At 36.1% G+C, this 17,171-nt stretch carries 17 protein-coding genes and 7 tRNA genes; 11 read left to right on the forward strand and 13 right to left on the reverse strand.

All coding sequences use genetic code 11. From position 1 onward, the window contains the following. Position 1 precedes the first annotated feature (1 nt). From DMB92_RS08750 to rpsO, 3 genes are all read right to left on the reverse strand, one after another. Complete coding sequence (locus DMB92_RS08750) at positions 2–724, reverse strand: NAD(P)H-binding protein (protein WP_142682680.1); 723 nt, start codon at positions 722–724, stop codon at positions 2–4. A gap of 127 nt (positions 725–851) precedes the next feature. Further along, entirely contained in the window at positions 852–1,634 is a 783-nt protein-coding gene (locus tag DMB92_RS08755) for a sulfite exporter TauE/SafE family protein (protein WP_142682681.1), read from the reverse strand. Between the two features lie 144 nt (positions 1,635–1,778). Continuing rightward, entirely contained in the window at positions 1,779–2,051 is a 273-nt protein-coding gene (gene rpsO, locus DMB92_RS08760) for a 30S ribosomal protein S15 (protein ID WP_142682682.1), read from the reverse strand. A gap of 186 nt (positions 2,052–2,237) precedes the next feature. Between rpsO and DMB92_RS08765 the strand changes: the two genes are divergently transcribed. The 4 genes from DMB92_RS08765 to DMB92_RS08780 are packed head-to-tail and all read left to right on the forward strand — an operon-like array spanning position 2,238 to position 6,068. Further along, the gene (locus DMB92_RS08765; RefSeq protein WP_142682683.1) at positions 2,238–2,639 is read left to right on the forward strand and encodes an Rrf2 family transcriptional regulator; all 402 of its coding nucleotides are present in this window, start codon (positions 2,238–2,240) and stop codon (positions 2,637–2,639) included. Beyond that, positions 2,639–4,789 carry a flagellar biosynthesis protein FlhA gene (gene flhA, locus DMB92_RS08770; protein WP_142682684.1) on the forward strand — a complete coding sequence of 717 codons (2,151 nt, stop codon included), beginning with the start codon at positions 2,639–2,641 and terminating at the stop codon, positions 4,787–4,789. The genes DMB92_RS08765 and flhA overlap by 1 nt, the downstream gene beginning before the upstream one ends. 8 nt (positions 4,790–4,797) lie before the next feature. Continuing rightward, positions 4,798–5,847 (forward strand): DHH family phosphoesterase, encoded by a 1,050-nt coding sequence (locus tag DMB92_RS08775; RefSeq protein WP_142682685.1) that lies wholly within the window; start codon positions 4,798–4,800, stop codon positions 5,845–5,847. Between the two features lie 2 nt (positions 5,848–5,849). Then, positions 5,850–6,068: a hypothetical protein gene (locus tag DMB92_RS08780; RefSeq protein ID WP_142682686.1), complete on the forward strand. Its 219-nt coding sequence runs from the start codon at positions 5,850–5,852 to the stop codon at positions 6,066–6,068. On the opposite strand, the gene DMB92_RS09450 is transcribed toward DMB92_RS08780, so the two are convergent. Further along, positions 6,069–6,200 (reverse strand): hypothetical protein, encoded by a 132-nt coding sequence (locus DMB92_RS09450; protein WP_260604793.1) that lies wholly within the window; start codon positions 6,198–6,200, stop codon positions 6,069–6,071. 237 nt (positions 6,201–6,437) lie between these two features. Between DMB92_RS09450 and DMB92_RS08785 the strand changes: the two genes are divergently transcribed. From DMB92_RS08785 to dnaK, 3 genes are all read left to right on the forward strand, one after another. Then, positions 6,438–7,220: an HrcA family transcriptional regulator gene (locus DMB92_RS08785; protein WP_142682687.1), complete on the forward strand. Its 783-nt coding sequence runs from the start codon at positions 6,438–6,440 to the stop codon at positions 7,218–7,220. Then, a complete protein-coding gene (gene grpE, locus DMB92_RS08790) occupies positions 7,217–7,717 on the forward strand; it encodes a nucleotide exchange factor GrpE (RefSeq protein ID WP_142682688.1) in 501 nt (166 codons plus the stop codon). The genes DMB92_RS08785 and grpE overlap by 4 nt, the downstream gene beginning before the upstream one ends. Positions 7,718–7,809: 92 nt before the next feature. Beyond that, positions 7,810–9,681 (forward strand): molecular chaperone DnaK, encoded by a 1,872-nt coding sequence (gene dnaK, locus DMB92_RS08795; RefSeq protein ID WP_142682689.1) that lies wholly within the window; start codon positions 7,810–7,812, stop codon positions 9,679–9,681. 61 nt (positions 9,682–9,742) lie between these two features. Here the strand turns inward: dnaK and DMB92_RS08800 are convergent, their stop codons facing one another. After that, positions 9,743–11,158, reverse strand: a complete 1,416-nt coding sequence (locus tag DMB92_RS08800; RefSeq protein WP_142682690.1) for a sodium-dependent transporter — start codon at positions 11,156–11,158, stop codon at positions 9,743–9,745. Between the two features lie 191 nt (positions 11,159–11,349). Between DMB92_RS08800 and DMB92_RS08805 the strand changes: the two genes are divergently transcribed. Next, positions 11,350–11,724, forward strand: coding sequence for a hypothetical protein (locus DMB92_RS08805; RefSeq protein WP_142682691.1), 375 nt, complete (start codon positions 11,350–11,352; stop codon positions 11,722–11,724). A gap of 46 nt (positions 11,725–11,770) precedes the next feature. Beyond that, a complete protein-coding gene (locus DMB92_RS08810; protein ID WP_142682692.1) occupies positions 11,771–12,484 on the forward strand; it encodes a hypothetical protein in 714 nt (237 codons plus the stop codon). Here the strand turns inward: DMB92_RS08810 and dsbD are convergent. Then, positions 12,481–14,175 (reverse strand): protein-disulfide reductase DsbD, encoded by a 1,695-nt coding sequence (gene dsbD / locus DMB92_RS08815; RefSeq protein ID WP_142682693.1) that lies wholly within the window; start codon positions 14,173–14,175, stop codon positions 12,481–12,483. The genes DMB92_RS08810 and dsbD overlap by 4 nt on opposite strands. A gap of 82 nt (positions 14,176–14,257) precedes the next feature. Between dsbD and ppk2 the strand changes: the two genes are divergently transcribed. Then, a complete protein-coding gene (ppk2, locus tag DMB92_RS08820; RefSeq protein ID WP_142682694.1) occupies positions 14,258–15,205 on the forward strand; it encodes a polyphosphate kinase 2 in 948 nt (315 codons plus the stop codon). Next, positions 15,202–16,386, forward strand: coding sequence for a M20 family metallopeptidase (locus DMB92_RS08825; RefSeq protein ID WP_142682695.1), 1,185 nt, complete (start codon positions 15,202–15,204; stop codon positions 16,384–16,386). Before ppk2 ends, DMB92_RS08825 begins: the two co-directional genes overlap by 4 nt. A 52-nt stretch (positions 16,387–16,438) precedes the next feature. Here DMB92_RS08825 and DMB92_RS08830 read toward each other — a convergent pair. The 7 genes from DMB92_RS08830 to DMB92_RS08860 form a co-directional block, all read right to left on the reverse strand. Continuing rightward, positions 16,439–16,514 (reverse strand) — tRNA-Lys (locus DMB92_RS08830). A 2-nt stretch (positions 16,515–16,516) separates the two neighbouring features. Continuing rightward, positions 16,517–16,593 (reverse strand) — tRNA-Asp (locus DMB92_RS08835). A gap of 87 nt (positions 16,594–16,680) precedes the next feature. Beyond that, positions 16,681–16,756: transfer RNA gene (locus DMB92_RS08840), tRNA-Val, on the reverse strand. Positions 16,757–16,764: 8 nt separating this feature from the next. Then, positions 16,765–16,840 (reverse strand) — tRNA-Arg (locus tag DMB92_RS08845). Positions 16,841–16,852: 12 nt separating this feature from the next. Continuing rightward, positions 16,853–16,928 (reverse strand) — tRNA-Lys (locus DMB92_RS08850). A gap of 2 nt (positions 16,929–16,930) precedes the next feature. Beyond that, positions 16,931–17,007: transfer RNA gene (locus tag DMB92_RS08855), tRNA-Asp, on the reverse strand. Positions 17,008–17,094: 87 nt separating this feature from the next. Beyond that, positions 17,095–17,170, reverse strand: a tRNA-Val gene (locus DMB92_RS08860). Position 17,171: the final 1 nt, after the last annotated feature.

Here is a 17,171-nt window from a genome sequence, read left to right on the forward strand (position 1 = left end):
TTTAAGGCTTGTTTATACCTAGGCTTTGTCTTAAATTTGAACCCTCAAGGCAAAGTTTTATCACTAAATGAGCTATGCTTTTTCTAGAAATATAAGCGCCTTCGTTTTTAAAAGCCTCGCCCTTTTGTGTAAGCTCATAATCAATCTCATTAGCCCAGCTAAACCACTGAGCTCTGATTATAGTATAATCCAAATCACTTGATTCAATGAGCCTTACAGCAGCTCTGTGAGGGGGATTGTAACTTGCTATTTTATTAAATTCTTTTTGAGAAATTTCTCCCTCATAAACCCCAAAAGAGCTTATCCAAATAAGCCTTTTAAGCCCTGTTTCACTCATAGCCTCGATGATAGCCTTTGCCATAGTAGGCAAGTTTCCAGCTAAATTTGCATACACTGCGTCAACGCCTTGCATAGCTTTTTTTAAAGCCTCTTTATCTGTGGCATCGCCCTCAACTAGCTCAATCCTGCTAGGATTTTTATTTTTGACATTTTGCAAACGGCTTGCCTTTCTTAAAAAAAGCTTCAAATTTGCCTTTGTTCCACTTAAAAAACCAGCTGTAACTTCCTTTGCTACGCTACCATTTGCACCTATGATAAGCACAGTTAAGGGCTTATTTGTATTAGCAATATCTTTAAAATCCTCCTTACTCCAAGAAGTAGCAAAGCCTTGTGAGCTAAAAATAAAAGCAAGCAAAAACAAGCTTTTAAGAAGTATTTTTTTCATTTTTTTCTCCTTTAAATTTTGACAGAAAACGCATGGATTTTGTTTTCATTTTGAAATTATAAAGCATGAGAGCAACTCTAAGTCAAGACTTTTTGAGTAAAAAAATGAAAATTTAGTCAATTTAAGATCAAAGCTCTACAATGCCAAGCTTTCTAAGTAAAGCAAAAGCAGTCATTGATATAGAGAGTAAATACACAAAGAGCAAGACCTTGCGGTGTGCTGTTGTTTTCATTTTTTCAATGATCTTAATACCCAAGAAAACGCCTATCATCGAGCCTATACCAACTAAAGAGCCGTTGTAAAGTATGGAACTATCAATCACGCCTTGCATGATGAAAGAAGTTGCACCAGAAAGCGAGGCAAAAACGACAAAAAATAAAGACAGAGGAACAACTTTTTTACTATCATAGCCTAAAAAATATCCTAAAATAGGGGCGATCAAAAGTCCTCCACCTATACCAAAAGAAATAGCAAACACACCTGTAAGCGCTCCAGCACCCACTAAGATCACTTTTTTGCTCAGCTCACTTCTTTGGCTTTGATGAACAGCATTTTTTACATCAAAGGCGTATTTTAAGAAAAAAACTATACTTAAACACAAGAAAAGTGCTGTGAGAGTAACATCACTTAAAAGCTTAAGAACAAGTCCGCTAAAACTAGCCCCAATAAGCCCACCAAGTCCTACAAAAAGCCCATCTTTAAGGTCAAAATTCTTTTTTTTATAGTTGATATAAGAGCCAAAAACAGAGGAAAAAATCATTTGAACAACAGAAAGTGCAACAGCTGAATGAGAACTAATGCCTAATGTTAGGGCAAGAGGAACGATGATCATGCCTCCACCTATGCCAAAAAGCCCTGAACTTATACCAGCGATAATACCCATTGATACATAAATGATAAGATCCGTCATTGATTTTCCTTTTAAAATCAAAAATTCTAACTTAGAAAAACAAAAAAAAGTCTTAAATGAGGTAAAATTTGTAAAAAATAGACCAAGAATTTAAAATGCTGTGTTCAATATAGGGTAAATCACAGAAAATCTGTGATTTGAGAGTTATTTATCTCTTAGATTAAGCTCAGCGATGAGTTTGCTATAAGAAGAATAATCTTTTCTTTTAAGATAAGCTAAAAGTCTCTTTCTTTGCCCAACGAGCTTTAAAAGTCCCAAGCGAGAAGAAAAATCCTTTTTATAAATTTTCAAATGCTCTGTAAGCTCTGCAATCCTTGCACTTAAAAGTGCAACTTGAACCTCTGTTGATCCTGTATCGCCTGCTTTTTTAGCAAATTTAGCGATAATCTCAGCTTTTTTAGCCGAATCCAAAGCCATTTTTGACCTCCTGATTGGTATTAATATAAGCCGTGATTATATCTTAAAAAAGCAAAAACAAAACTGAAATTGTTAAAAGTTTTTTAGCAATAAAAACACAAATAAGGAATTTTTTAAGCTATCAAGTAAGGTTTTTTTGATATAATCTTGCTTTTAATATCCAAATAAAATCGAAAGGAAATTATTGTGCTTTTTACTAGAGCTAGTGAGTATGCCCTGCTTGCATTGATTTATATTTCAGATAAAGAAAAACCACAAGATGTTGAAACTATGGCACTTGAACTTAATATTTCAAGAAGTTTTTTAGCTAAAATTTTGCAAGTTCTTGCAAAAGACGGTTTGCTTCACTCCTACAAAGGAGCTAAGGGAGGATTTACTTTAGTTAAAACCCCTAAAGAATATACTCTCAAAGAAATAGTTGATAGTGCTGAGAAAAAACAAGTCAGCGTTTTTGAATGCTCTCAAGGCGTTTGCCCTGACAATAAAGGCGAAAGATGCCATATGTTCCCTGTCCTGCTTGGTTTGCAAAAGAAAATGGACGAACATTTAAATGAAATAACGCTAGCGGATATTGTTAATCAAAAATAATGGCAAAAAGAAAAATTATTGATCTTGTCATTCCCTTTTTAGCTCCTGTAATAGCCCCTATCATCAAAGCAAAATCCCTTACTATAGTTGGGTTTTTGGTTTGTATTTTAGCTATTATTATAGTGCCTTTACCTGCGGTAATACTTGATTTTTTCCTAGCTTTAAGCATAGCCATATCTGTTTTAATTATCCTCATTTCTATTTACATAGCAAAGCCTACTGATCTTACCACCTTTCCTACTCTTATTCTCATCATCACGCTTTTTAGATTAGCATTAAATATCGCTACAACGCGTATGATTTTAAGTGAGGGGCAAAATGGACCAGCTGCTGTGAGTGAGATTATCGCTAGTTTTGGGGAATTTGTGGTTGGGGGAAATTATGTCATCGGTATGATCGTTTTTACGATCTTGGTTTTGATTAATTTCATGGTTGTTACAAAGGGAAGTACTAGAGTTTCTGAAGTTCAAGCAAGATTTACCCTTGATGCAATGCCCGGAAAACAAATGGCTATTGATGCGGATTTAAATGCTGGGCTTATCGATGAAGAAACTGCAAGAGCAAGAAGACAAGAGATCATCGGCGAGGCTAATTTTTACGGAGCAATGGATGGTTCGAGCAAATTCATCAAAGGCGATGCTGTTGCTGGGATCATCATCACTATCATCAATCTTATCGGCGGTTTTTTAATAGGCTATTTTCAACATGATATGCCCTTAAATGAATGTGCTGCAACTTACACTATCCTAACTATAGGCGATGGGCTTGTATCTCAAATTCCAGGTCTCATCACTTCAACAGCCACGGCTATCATCATCACGCGTGCAAGCAAGGATAAAGAAAATTTCGCAGAGGGTTCTTTAAACCAGCTTTTAGGCGAATACAGAACCTTAATGATCGTTGGTTTTATCCTCTTTATCTTTGCCTTGGTTCCGGGACTTCCGCACTTATCTTTAGGCTTTATGGCTTTTGTGTTTTTATCTTTGGGTTATCTAAGTTTGCAGATCAAAGAGGGCAAGATAAAGCCTGTTGAAAAAAGAGAGAAAAAAGAAGCCACAGCAAAAGCAGCAGCTCCTGTACCAAAGAAAAGTGAAGAAGAGATCATCAAAGAAGAAGAACATAAGATCAATGATATTTTAAAGATTGAAATTTTAGAGCTTGAGCTTGGTTATGGTCTTATTAGACTTGCAGAAAGCGAGCTTACTGAAAGAATCCGTTCTATGAGAAGAAGCATAGCCCAAGCACTCGGCTTTTTAATGCCAAAAATCAGAATAAGGGACAATTTACAGCTCAAGCCAAATGAATACAATTTCAAGCTTAAGGGCGTGGTGATAGGTAGTGCTGAAATTTATCCTGACAAATACCTAGCCCTAGATAGTGGCTTTGTTACAGAAGAAATCGAGGGTATTGCTACAAAAGAGCCAGCTTTTAACTCAGACGCTCTTTGGATCGATGCGAATTTAAAAGATGAAGCTACGCTTAATGGCTATACTGTGGTTGATCCTGCAAGCGTGATTTCAACGCATATGAGTGAGATGATCAAGGCAAATGCGGCTGATCTTTTGACGCGCCAAGAGGTGCAAAATTTACTTGATAAGGTGCAAAAGGATTATCCTGTTGTGGTGGAAGACTGCATGAAAGTAGCTTCTGTGGGGCTTGTGCAAAAGGTGCTTAAAAACTTGCTTAAAAACAATATCCCTATCAAGGATATGATCACTATACTTGAGGCTTTGACGGATATTGCTGAGGTAAATAAAAGCTTTGATATGATTATTGAGCATGTGCGTGCAGCCTTAGCTAGGGTCATTACTAATCTTTATGTCGATGATAAGGGAAATTTAGGATTTTATCTTTTGGATTCTGCAAGCTCTGCAAAGCTTATGGAACATTTGCAGTTTAAGGACGGCAACTATCAATTAATGATCAATGTCGCTCAAACAAGCACCCTAATCGATGCACTTAAAAAAGCGGTTGAAAGCACAGCAAATACAAGGATCAAGCCTTTTGTGCTTTGTGTTGAACCTCAGTTAAGAAAGGCTATTGCTACAATTTGTGATAATTATAATATCAAAATGGTCGTTCTTTCTTTTGGAGAGGTTGCTGATAATGTAAATTTCAACACAGAGGGCGTTATTGAAGTTGGTTTATAAGGAAATATATGAAAATTTATCATCTTTCGCATACTGATTTAGATGGTTATTCTTGTCAGTATGTTTTGAGGTTTTATTTTAAGGATTGTGTGTTTTTTAACTCAAATTATGGCAAAGAAATCAATGAGAATTTTTATCTCATCATGGAAAAAATACAGCAAGAACTAAGTATAAATGCTCAGCAGAAATTTCTTATTTTGATCACGGATTTAAATTTAAGTCCTAGTCAGTGTGAGGAATTTTCAAAGGCTTTAGAGGGAAAAAATATCAAAATTTTGCTTTTAGATCATCATCAAAGTGGTTTAGAATGCTTTGAAAAATACCCTTGGTATTATCTTGATGATACGCGTTGTGCAACCAAGATCGTTTATGAGTTTTTTTCTAAAATGTATCAAGAAAATGAAGAGCTTGCTAAATTTGTTGATGTGGTCAATGCTGTTGATATTTGGCTTAAAGAAGATATAAATTTTGAGCTTGGCAAGGTTATGCTTGCTATGGTGGCTAATGCAAAAGAGATCAACAGGGTAATGTTTCCTAAAGAAAATATAGACTTCATCTTTTATCTGCTCCAGCAAGCACGCACCTTTATAACTAAGGAAAATGCACATGTTGGACTTGATGATGCCTTGCATTTTTTAAAAAAAGAATTTTTTAAAAAAGATAAAAATGACACCTTGGGAAATTTAGTTTCTCATTTTGTCGTGCAGGCTTTAAGTCAAAGAAAAGAAGAATTTAGCATAGAGTATGAGGGCTTTAAGGGTTTGCTAACAAGCAATATAGGCAATACCTCAGTCATAGGCAATGAGTTTTTGGTGCAAAATCCAGACTTTGATTTTTTTATCGATGTAAGCTCAAGAAAAACGCTTAGTTTTAGGGCAAATGGCAAGGTCGATGTAAGCTTAATGGCAAAAAAGCTTGTTGGTGGTGGAGGACATAAAAACGCTAGTGGAGGGCTTTTTGCGGGCTTTAAGGATAGTTTTCATTATGCAAATATCAAGGCTCAAATTCAAGATCTCATCAAAGGCAAAGAGCTTGCAAAACAAGGTATAAAGGGGTAGATATGCAAGAAGAAATTAACGATTTAAGATATGAACTTAGCGTTACGCTTGAAGCAATGCTGTTATTTGCTGGCGTTAAAAGAGCAAAGCTTGAAACTGCGGTGCAAGCTTATATAGAAAATATAGACGAGGTGCTAAAAAACTCCACAAAAGAAGGAGTTGATGAAATTTTAGAAGTTGTTAGCTACCTTAAAGAACATAAAAAAGAGCTTTTTGAATGATTATTTGATACCAAAGATAGTTTTGATTTTTTTGATGATGAGGCTTAAAAGGCTAACTTTTCTATCTGTTCCCAAACTTTGAAAGACACAAGAACTTAAGTCATTTTTTTCTTGCACGCTAAGATTTTTCACCTCTAATCCTTTTTAAATATTGCTAGGATGAAATTATAACATAAAATTTGTATTTTTAATCTTTTATTTGCTTTTTATTAAACATAAGTTTTATAAGCTTAAATAACTTTAGTGATATAAACTAAAGTTATTTAAATAAATTTATTTAATTTTTTTAAAAATTTACTTGACAATGTTACGCTCAATGTTGTATAATTACAAATATATTTTAAAAGAAAGCTAAGGAAAAGCAAGAAAATGAAAGACTTTAAAAGGGCTTTGGTTTTAAATTCTATCATCGAAGCTTATCTTAAAGAAAATACGCCTGTTGGCTCAGCCACTTGTGAGGCAAATTTAAACATGGCAGCTTCAACGATAAGGCTTTATTTTAAAAAGCTTGATAGCGAAGGAGCGATAGAAAAGCTACATATTTCAAGTGGCAGAGTGCCAACCTTGGCGACGATGAAGCAGTATTGGCAAAATGCTTTTGATCCTCATGAAAAGCTTATTATCAACAATGTAAAGCTTTTGGCTGAGTTGGCAAAAGAATTTGAAATATACTGCCTTGTTTATGCGGGTAGGGATTTGATCTTGCAAGAAATAGAAAGCGTGAATAATAAATTTTTAGTGCTTGATTTTAACAAAGAAGAAGTGGTTTTGAAATTTGACCCAAAGGCACATATTTTTTTACAAGAACTTGTTGGGCTTGATTTTTTCAGTATAGAAAATTTAGCTTTAAGGCTTAAATTTGATGAACTTTTGCAAAAGCTTTCTTCTTTAGGTCAAAGCCTTAGCCTTTTTAGGACTAATGAAAAAAGAGCTTACCAAATTTATCAAAATGATGAATTTGTTAAGCTTTTAGATGCTCATATTCATCAGCATTTTAAAAGCTGGCTTGAATTTTCTCCTCTTTTTAACGAGGGTTTTATGGGACTTTTGTTTGAGGCTGAATTTTTGGGCAAACAAGCAAACATTATCCTAGCTGGTAGTGTTTATACGGACTTTAAAAAAGTGATCAATCACATAAAGGAGGTAGCGTGAGCGAGGAAAAAGACTTAGAACAGCAAGTTTGTGAAGAAGCTAGCGAAGAACAAAGCGAACTTGATGAGTTAAAAGCTCAAAACGCAGAGCTTAAGGATAGGTATTTGCGTGCAAATGCTGAATTTGAAAACATTAAAAAAAGACTAGAAAAGGAAAAAATTTCAGCTCTTGCTTATGCAAATGAAAGTTTTGCCAAGGATTTGCTTGATGTTTTAGACGCTTTAGAAGCGGCGATGAGCGTTGAGGCAAGTGATGAGGTAAGTCAAAAGATCAAAGAGGGCGTGAAAAATACGCTTGATTTGTTCATGAAAAAGCTTGAAAAGCACGGCGTTAAGGCTATTGATGAAAATGCTGAATTTGATCCAAATTTACATGAGGCCATGTTTCATGTAGAAAGTAAGGAGCATGAAAGCAATCAAGTCGTACAAGTGCTTCAAAAAGGCTATAAGATCAATGATAGGGTGCTTCGCCCTACAAAGGTTAGCGTAGCAAAATAAGGAAATAAAATGAGTATAAAGATAGTGAGAAAAAATTTTAATAAGGCGGTGCTACATCTTGTAGCTAGAAAAATTAAAATAAAGGATAAAAAATGAGTAAGGTTATAGGTATAGATTTAGGAACAACAAATTCATGCGTTTGCGTGTATGAAAGAGGAGAAAGTAAGGTCATTCCAAACAAGGAGGGTAAAAACACTACCCCCTCAGTTGTGGCCTTTACTGACAAGGGCGAGGTTTTGGTTGGAGATAGTGCTAAGCGTCAAGCTGTAACTAATCCTGAAAAAACTATTTATTCGATCAAAAGAATAATGGGGCTTATGATTAATGAAGATGCTGCTAAGGAGGCTAAAAATAGGCTTCCTTATCATATAGTTGATAGAAACGGAGCTTGCGCGGTTGAAATCGCTGGTAAGCTTTATACCCCACAAGAAATTTCAGCTAAGGTTTTGATGAAGCTTAAAGAAGATGCTGAAGCTTTCTTAGGAGCTAAGGTCCTTGATGCGGTTATTACTGTGCCAGCGTATTTTAACGACGCTCAAAGAAAGGCGACTAAAGAAGCTGGCACTATAGCAGGGCTTAATGTGCTTCGTATTATAAATGAACCAACCTCAGCAGCTCTTGCTTATGGGCTTGATAAAAAAGAAAGTGAAAAAATAGTCGTTTATGATTTGGGCGGTGGGACTTTTGATGTAACCGTGCTTGAAACAGGCGATAATGTGGTTGAAGTTTTAGCAACAGGCGGAAATGCTTTTTTAGGTGGGGATGATTTTGATAACAAGCTCATTGATTTTTTAGCAAGTGAGTTTAAAAATGATACAGGAATTGATCTTAAAAACGATGTTATGGCTCTTCAAAGGCTAAAAGAAGCAGCTGAAAATGCTAAAAAAGAGCTTAGCTCAGCCACTGAAACAGAGCTAAATTTACCCTTCATCACAGCTGATGCCTCAGGACCTAAACACCTTGTAAAAAAGATCACAAGGGCTAAATTTGAAAGCATGATAGAGGGCTTAGTGGGCGAGACCATAGCTAAGATTAACGAGGTGGTTAAAGAAGCTGGACTTGATAAAAACGAGGTAAAAGAAATCGTTATGGTAGGAGGCTCAACCCGCGTTCCTTTGGTGCAAGATGAGGTTAAAAAGGCTTTTTCTAAGGAGCTTAACAAATCAGTTAATCCTGATGAGGTCGTTGCTATAGGAGCTGCTATTCAAGGAGCTGTTATAAAAGGCGATGTTAAAGATGTGCTTTTGCTTGATGTAACCCCACTTTCACTTGGTATTGAAACCCTTGGAGGCGTGATGACTAAGATCATAGAAAAGGGCACTACCATACCAACTAAAAAAGAGCAAACCTTTTCAACAGCTGAGGATAATCAATCAGCAGTTACTATCAATGTCTTGCAAGGAGAGCGTGAATTTAGCCGTGATAATAAATCCTTAGGAAATTTCAATTTAGAAGGAATCCCACCAGCACCACGCGGAATGCCACAAATTGAAGTTACTTTTGATATAGACGCAAACGGAATTTTAACCGTTTCGGCTAAGGACAAAGCAACAGGCAAGGCTCAAGAAATTAAAATCACAGGATCAAGCGGACTTAGCGAAGAAGAGATCGAAAAAATGGTCAAAGATGCCGAGCTTCACAAAGAAGATGATAAAAAAAGAAAAGAAGCTGTTGATGCTAGAAATCAAGCCGAAGCCCTAGCTCATCAGGTCGAAAAGTCTTTAAATGAGCTTGGCGATAAGATCCCTGAAGCTGATAAGACAAATATCCAAAAGGCTCTTGATGAGCTTCGTGAAACGCTTAAAAATGAAAACGCAAGCAAGGAAGAAATCGATGCTAAAATGAAAGCTCTAAGCGAGGTTTCACATAAGCTAGCAGAAAGTATGTATAAAAAAGATGAAAGCCAAGCAGGAAATGACAAAAAGAAAAAAGATGATGATGTTATTGATGCTGAGGTAGAATAAGTTTTATGCAAGGCTTAGTCCTTGCATAAATTTTAAAATAAGCTAAAATCATAGAAAGTGATCATCTGTCAAAAAGAAACCCATAGTATAAAAAAATATCATAAATCATAGAAAATAATTCCACATTAAAAATCCCATACAAGAAAATATCAAAAATCACAAGTGGTACGATAAATTTGACATAATAATACCAAATTTTTATCCAAACACTTTTTAAAGTATGATTGTTGCTGATCTCATCAAGAGCTTCTTTTTTCATCACCCAGCCCACATAAAGACAGCAAAAAAGTGCAGTAAGCACGAACAAGATATTTCCGCTTATAAAATCAAAGCTATCAAAGATATTTTTACCATTGATGATAGTAACCTCACTCCAAGGTCCATAAGTAAGCACGCAAGGCAGGTTTCCAAAGACAAAGATAAAACCAAGGGTTAAATTTATAGCCATATTTTTTGAAAGCTTAAATTTCTCTTCTAACACACTGATGATGACTTGGTAAATTGGCAAACTCGTAGTTAGTGCTGCGATGAGCAAAAGCACGAAAAACAGCACGCAGATAATAGTGCCAAAATGAATGTGCGAAAAGGCTATGGGCAGGGTTTTAAACACTAAAGATGGACCGCTATCAGGCGAAAGTCCTGCACTAAAAAGGGCTGGAAAGATCATAAAGCCTGCTAAAAAGGCGATGAGGGTGTTTAAAATTCCTGTGTAAGTGGCTGTTTTTAGTAAATTTTCGCTTTTTTTAAGATGAGATGAAAGCGTTACCATAACGCCAAAGCCAAGTGACAAGGCAAAAAATACCTGCCCTAAGACATCGATTAAAAGTTTTGGTGTGATTTTGGAAAAATCAGGCTTGAGATAAAACTCCACCCCAGCAAAAGCGCCGTCCAGCGTTAAATTCCTCACCACAACGATGATAAGACAGCAAAAAAGTGCTGGCATTAAAAACTTGACCGATCTTTCAATGCCGTCTATTATGCCTTTTTTGAGTATAAAATAATTCACAAGGACAAAAATAATGGTAAAAATGCTCACAAAAAGGGGATTATGCTCGATATTTTGGGTGTAGAATTCGCTTGTGTATTCTTTGCTCACGGGTTTTGAAAGATCAAATCCACCAAAAACAAGCCCCCAAATATACACCAAAACCCAGCCTCCAAGCACCATATAATAAGCCATGATCCCAAAGCTCCCCAAAAGCCCCATATAGCCTATGCCTTTGTATGCTGGATTTTTTTCATTGTTTTTACCGCCAAAAGCATCGACGGAGTTTTGCATCGCTCTTCTTCCTATGACATTTTCAACCAAAATCACAGGAATTCCTATGCAAATCATTGCCACGCAAAAAACGACAACAAAGGCAGCACCGCCATTTTCACCCACAAGATAAGGAAAACGCCAAGTTGCGCCAAAGCCTATTGTCGCTCCTGCAACTGTGAGTATGTAAGTAAGTGTGCTGCTCCAAGTTTGTCTCATAGCCTACCTTTGATGAAAAATAAGCTTAATTTTAGTAATAAAAACTTAAAAAAGCCTTTATTTTAGGGCTTAAATTTCAAATTTATAAGCTTTTTGTTGATTTAAGATAGAATTTGTTTAAATTTGGAATGAAATTTGCTTGAAAATCATTGCAATAGGATTGAAAGAAATTTTCATAGAAAGGATTTAAAATGAAAAAATTCATTTTAAGTTTGGCTTTAACCCTAGGTGCAAGCTCTTTGTGGGCTGTGAGTATTGATGGACCTGTCACTTGGAAAGAGAATACAGGTTATCATAATGGTCCAAGTGGTGTGGATACAATGTATATGCGTAAAGGTGGGGCATATGTAGAAATTGAGATAGAAGCCACTTATGTTAATTCCGTGATTTCCGTCGGTAATGGTGCTGGAGAATGTGGCAATTGGGATAGAGAGCCTACTAAAGGCGTTGTTAAAACTTGGACAAAGCGATGCTATTTAGGACAAAGTGCAAATGGCACAAAAGGCACTAATGTCAAAGTGGTTTATCAAGGCAAAGTTTTAGCTCAAAAATATGTGAGCTATTAAGACCTAGCAACCTTTTAAGGTCGCTTTCTTTCAATAGGATTGCAAAATGATTCATTATAGAGAAGATGGTAGTGCAGTGTATCTTTCTGAATTTGCTATAAAAGCTTATGGAGCAGATAAGCTTGTTAAAAGAGAAAATTATGAGACACAAGAAAGCTTTGAATTAGCTTTAGCAAAAGTTGTGGATAAAAATGATGCGTGGCATGTTTATGTCAATGAAGGCTCTTCATTTACTCAACCATATCTAGCAAGGCTTCCCAAAGAACTTCAAGAACCCTTTTTAAAAACCATTGAGGGTGAGGAAATGGATTCAGATAGGTATTTTTTAATGGAAGAAATGATTATGCGTGTTGTAACTTTTGGTATCAGTTTTAAAGAAAATGAAATTGATATAGCAAGTTTTTTACAAACGCGAAATTTACCTGATGATGATAGATGTATGAAAAATATCAGGCTTTATTCTAAATTTGTATCTTTCATAAAAGAGTATGAAAATATGTCTCTTGAGGTCGTAAATGGTGAGTTAAAACTCACTCAGCCAAGATACAAATTATTTGATACACCAGAGGATTTAAAAAATAAAATGCTTGAGCTTCAGGTTAAAGCTAAACTAAAAGAAGCAGAACAAACCATGAGTATCAATCTTTTAAGTATCTTTGATGAGAGAAAAGAACAAACAAGCTTGAAAGATGAGCAAGATAAAAAAAGCCTAGGCGAGCAAAATTTAGAATCTAAGGAAAATTTGCAAGCAAAAGCTTAAAAGGCTTCAAATTTTTTTAAAAACTCATCAGCTCCTATAAATCCATCAAGCCTTAAGACCTGCTCGCTCTTTTTGAAAAAGAGTAGGGTAGGTGGAGCAAAGGCTTGAAATTCTTTCATGATAGCTTGTTCTTCTAAGCTACCCTCAGTAATATCCACTCTAAGCAAGCTAAAATCTTTCAAAGTCTTTTGTATCCTTTCATCTTGAAAGGTTAGCTCCTCTAAAAGTTTGCAATTTTCGCACCAAGAAGCCGTAAATTCAAGTAAAATGGGCTTTTGTGAGTTTGTAATCTCATCTTGCAGGGCTTTTAGGCTTTTAATTTCCTTAAAATAAAGCTTGTTTTGTGAAATTTGAGTTTTGTTTGAAGTGCTTAAATTTAAAGGATTTAAAAGGCTTTTGCCTCCAAAAAGTCCTCCTAAAAATAAGGCTAAAGCATAGGCTAAAATGAGGATTAAAAAAGCTTTTTTAAAACGCGTGTAAGCTGAGTTAGCACTCTCAAAAAGCCCCATAAAACTTACAAAAAACACACCCAAAGCACCAAAGGCGATCAGTTTAAAATTTGCAGGCATAAAGCGAGCAAGTATATAAATAGCCATGGCTAGCATTAAAAAGCCAAAGAAGGTATTGATCCTTTTTGTCCAAATTCCCGGTTTTAAAAAGCTTATGCCAAGTCCTACGAAAAGCAAAGGAAGCCCCATGCCTAAACTAAGAAAAAATAAAGAAAATCCCCCAAGAATCAAATCATTGCTATTTGCTATATACAAAAGTGCTGCAGCTAGGGGTGCAGCGGTGCAAGGTCCTACGATAAGGGCTGATAAAAAGCCCATTGAGGCTATGCCAACAACGCCTTTTCCCTTAAAGCTAAGCTTGTTTGCAAATTTTTGTATATTTGCTGGCATTTGAAAAGAAAAAGCCCCAAAACAAGCCAAGGCTAAAAGCACAAAAATACAAGCAAAAAAGATAAGCACTATAGGCTTTTGCAAAAGTCCTTGAACACCAGCTCCAAGCATAGCTGTGATAATGCCTGCTATAGCATAAGCTAAGGACATGAAAAATATAAAGATAAAGCAAAGCCAAAGATTATAAAATTTACTTCGTCCTTGCGTGCCTTTTGCAAGTATCATTGATGAGAGTATGGGTATCATGGGCAGGGTGCAAGGGGTCAAAGAAAGTAAAATTCCATATCCAAAAAAGCTGATGAGTGTGAGATAAAAGCCCTTGTTAAAGTTAAATTCTTCTTTTTTTAAATTTGTATTTTTAAACTCATTAGCATTTATGGAAGAGATCTTAAAGTGTCCATTTTTAGAAGTGATTTTGAAATTCGCATTTAAGGGGCGATAGCAAAAGCCCTCATTAGAACAGCCTTGATAATATACACTCAAAAGAGCCGTATCTTTTTGAAACTCTCTTGAAAGCATGAAAGCACTAAGATTTAAGTGTAAATTTTCATAAAATCTTTCCTCGCCGTTAATCTGCGTGCTTTGAGGAAGATTGAGTAAATTTGTAATATCTTTTTTATCAAGCATGATTTTAAGTTGCTTTTTATATAAAAATATATCTTTTCCAAGCTTAAAATCAACAAAAACCCCTGTTTCATCACTGCCATGAGTGATTTTAAAAGCTTCATCTACGCTTAAAACGCTTCCAAAACAAAGTTTGCAAAAAAGCAAGATGAAAAAAAAGAAACGCAAGATAACTCCAAATAGCGAATTTAAGCTCTCATTATAAATTCTTATGGTAAATTTATGTTAAATTATTTTTAAAGGATAAGTGATGAAAAGCGTAGAACTTCAGGGTCTAAAGATTGAAGACTTGGATAAAGAGGAGCAAAAGCAAACTCGTAAGAAAATAGATACAAATGTTCAAAAAGACTTAAAAAAAGAAGATAAGAAAAAAGAAGACTATGTGGAAATTAAGATCAAAAAAAGCACCTTAGACTATGAAAAGGAGCTTGAGAAACTCCAAATCGAGCTTTTAAAATTTCAAAACTATGTTAAAGAAAAAGGTTTAAAGGTTCTTATCATCACAGAAGGACGCGATGCAGCGGGCAAGGGTGGTTCTATAAAAAGATTGACCGAGCATTTAAATCCTAGAGGGTGTCGTGTCGTTGCTCTTGAAAAGCCAAGTGAGGTGGAAAAAACGCAGTGGTATTTTCAACGCTATATTTCACATTTGCCAGCAGGTGGCGAAATAGTTATTTTTGATAGATCGTGGTATAATAGAGCTGGCGTTGAGCCTGTAATGGGTTTTTGTACTCCTGCTGAACATAAACATTTTTTAAGAGAAGTGCCTTTGTTTGAACAAATGCTTGTTGAGAGTGGAATTTTACTTTTTAAATTTTATTTTTCTGTTTCAAAAGAAGAACAAAAAAGACGCTTTGAAAGCCGAAAAAATGATCCTTTAAAACAATACAAACTTTCTCCTGTAGATGCAAAATCACAAGAGCTTTGGGACAAATATACCGTTGCTAAATACTCCATGCTTCTTGCTTCAAATACCAAAGAATGCCCTTGGACTATTATCAGTTCTGATAACAAGAAAAAAGCAAGATTAAATGTTTTTAGGTATATTCTTAGTAAGGTTGAATACCCAAATAAAAGCACGAAAATCAAAACAGTAGATTCAAAACTTGTTCGAAACGGAGAAGAAGAAATCCGCAAAATGGAAGCAAATTTGCAAAAAAGTGATGAAAAATTTCAAAAATTAGAGGATTCTAAATGATCGAAAAAATCAAGCTTTTAAGCAAGAAGTATTATCCTAAGATTAAAGAACTTCGTCATCAAATTCACATGCACCCTGAGCTTGAATTTGAAGAAGAAAATACAGCAAAGCTTATATGTGAGTGTTTAGATGAAGCTAAAATTCCTTATAAAAAGGGTATAGCAAAAACGGGAGTTTTAGCGATGATAGAAGGCAAAAAAAGCTCAAATGCAAAGTGCGTGCTTTTGCGTGCAGATATGGACGCTTTGCCTGTAGAGGAAGAAACAAATTTAGATTTTGCTTCAAAGATAAAGGGCAAAATGCACGCTTGCGGGCATGATGGACATAGTGCAGCACTTGTAGGGGCTGCTCTTATTTTAAATGAGCTTAAAGATGAATTTGAAGGCTGTGTAAAGATCATGTTTCAGCCTGCTGAAGAGGGAAGTGGCGGTGCTAAGCCCATGATTGATGAGGGGATTTTGGAAAATCCAAAAGTTGATGCCGTTTTTGGCTGTCATTTATGGGGAGCTTTGCTTAAAGGTACAGCCCAGATTGTAAGTGGAGAGATGATGGCAGGGGTTGATGTCTTTGATCTTGAGTTTATCGGTAAGGGAGGGCATGGCGCTCACCCTCATACAACCATAGATCCTGTTTTGATGAGTGCAAGATTTATAAATGGGGTTCAAAGTATTATTTCAAGAAGGCTTGCACCTACTGAAGCTGGAGTGATCACTATAGGTTGCGTTCAAGCAGGCACAACCTTTAATGTTATCCCTCAAAATGCCATTTTAAAAGGCACTGTGCGTTATCTTAATGAACAAAGTCAAAAATTGCTCCAAACAAATATTCAAAAAATGGCTGAGGCTGTTTGTCTTGAATTTGGAGGAAGTTTTAAGCTTGATTATAAAAGAGAATATCCTCCTTTGATCAACGACAAAAACGCAGCTTCCATAGCTAGAAAGGCTTTTGCAAAGGTGCTTAAAGAAGAAGCGATCATTACAGAAGCTAAGCCTGATATGGGTGCTGAAGATTTTGCCTTTTTAACGCGTGAAAGAATGGGTGCTTATGTTTTTGTAGGCATTTCTAAGGATTTGGATAATCCTGTATTACACCACAATCCCAAATTTTGCTTTGATGATGAAGAATTAGAAATTTTAATGCAAGGCGAAAGCTTAATGGCTTTGGAGTTTTTAAGCTCTTAAAATTTGCTTTTAATGTCTAGGAGCATAAAATTAATTGCTTTGATTAAAGAGGTGGTGTCCCCTGTTGGGATCGAACCAACGGCCACCTGATTAAGAGTCAGATGCTCTACCAGCTGAGCTAAGGAGACAATGGCGCAGCGGACGGGGCTCGAACCCGCGACCTCCGCCGTGACAGGGCGGCATTCTAACCAGCTGAACTACCGCTGCGTAAAATCAAGAACTTTATACAAAGATAAATTTAAAGCATTTAAATTTACAAAACAAATTTAAATCTTTAATGCCTCGTTCTTTAAATGGTGGTCGCTATAAGACTCGAACTTATGACATCCACCTTGTAAGGGTGGCGCTCTACCAACTGAGCTAAGCGACCAAAATTTTTGGCGACCCCTAGAGGATTTGAACCTCTGTTTCCACACAGAGAGAGTGTTGTCCTGGGCCACTAGACGAAAGGGTCATAAACCCAAAATGGTGTCCCGTGTTGGATTCGAACCAACGGCCCCCTCCTTAAAAGGGAGATGCTCTACCGGCTGAGCTAACGAGACAATGGCGCAGCGGACGGGGCTCGAACCCGCGACCTCCGCCGTGACAGGGCGGCATTCTAACCAGCTGAACTACCGCTGCGTAAAATCAAGAACTTTATACAAAGATAAATTTAAAGCATTTAAATTTATAAAATAAATTTAAAACTTTAATGCCTCGTTCTTTAAATGGTGGTCGCTATAAGACTCGAACTTATGACATCCACCTTGTAAGGGTGGCGCTCTACCAACTGAGCTAAGCGACCA

The sequence above is a fragment of the Campylobacter sp. MIT 99-7217 genome (assembly GCF_006864365.1).
Classification (GTDB): Bacteria; Campylobacterota; Campylobacteria; order Campylobacterales; family Campylobacteraceae; genus Campylobacter_D.

Bases quoted from the DNA above. Each gene is read 5' to 3' on its own strand.
- dnaK (WP_142682689.1), top strand. From the start codon at position 7,810: ATGAGTAAGGTTATAGGTATAGATTTAGGAACAACAAATTCATGCGTT.
- ppk2 (WP_142682694.1), top strand. From the start codon at position 14,258: ATGAAAAGCGTAGAACTTCAGGGTCTAAAGATTGAAGACTTGGATAAA.
- DMB92_RS08825 (WP_142682695.1), top strand. From the start codon at position 15,202: ATGATCGAAAAAATCAAGCTTTTAAGCAAGAAGTATTATCCTAAGATT.
- DMB92_RS08780 (WP_142682686.1), top strand. From the start codon at position 5,850: ATGCAAGAAGAAATTAACGATTTAAGATATGAACTTAGCGTTACGCTT.
- DMB92_RS08810 (WP_142682692.1), top strand. From the start codon at position 11,771: ATGATTCATTATAGAGAAGATGGTAGTGCAGTGTATCTTTCTGAATTT.
- rpsO (WP_142682682.1), bottom strand. From the start codon at position 2,051: ATGGCTTTGGATTCGGCTAAAAAAGCTGAGATTATCGCTAAATTTGCT.
- DMB92_RS08805 (WP_142682691.1), top strand. From the start codon at position 11,350: ATGAAAAAATTCATTTTAAGTTTGGCTTTAACCCTAGGTGCAAGCTCT.
- DMB92_RS08755 (WP_142682681.1), bottom strand. From the start codon at position 1,634: ATGACGGATCTTATCATTTATGTATCAATGGGTATTATCGCTGGTATA.
- DMB92_RS08785 (WP_142682687.1), top strand. From the start codon at position 6,438: ATGAAAGACTTTAAAAGGGCTTTGGTTTTAAATTCTATCATCGAAGCT.
- DMB92_RS08775 (WP_142682685.1), top strand. From the start codon at position 4,798: ATGAAAATTTATCATCTTTCGCATACTGATTTAGATGGTTATTCTTGT.
- DMB92_RS08800 (WP_142682690.1), bottom strand. From the start codon at position 11,158: ATGAGACAAACTTGGAGCAGCACACTTACTTACATACTCACAGTTGCA.
- DMB92_RS08750 (WP_142682680.1), bottom strand. From the start codon at position 724: ATGAAAAAAATACTTCTTAAAAGCTTGTTTTTGCTTGCTTTTATTTTT.
- flhA (WP_142682684.1), top strand. From the start codon at position 2,639: ATGGCAAAAAGAAAAATTATTGATCTTGTCATTCCCTTTTTAGCTCCT.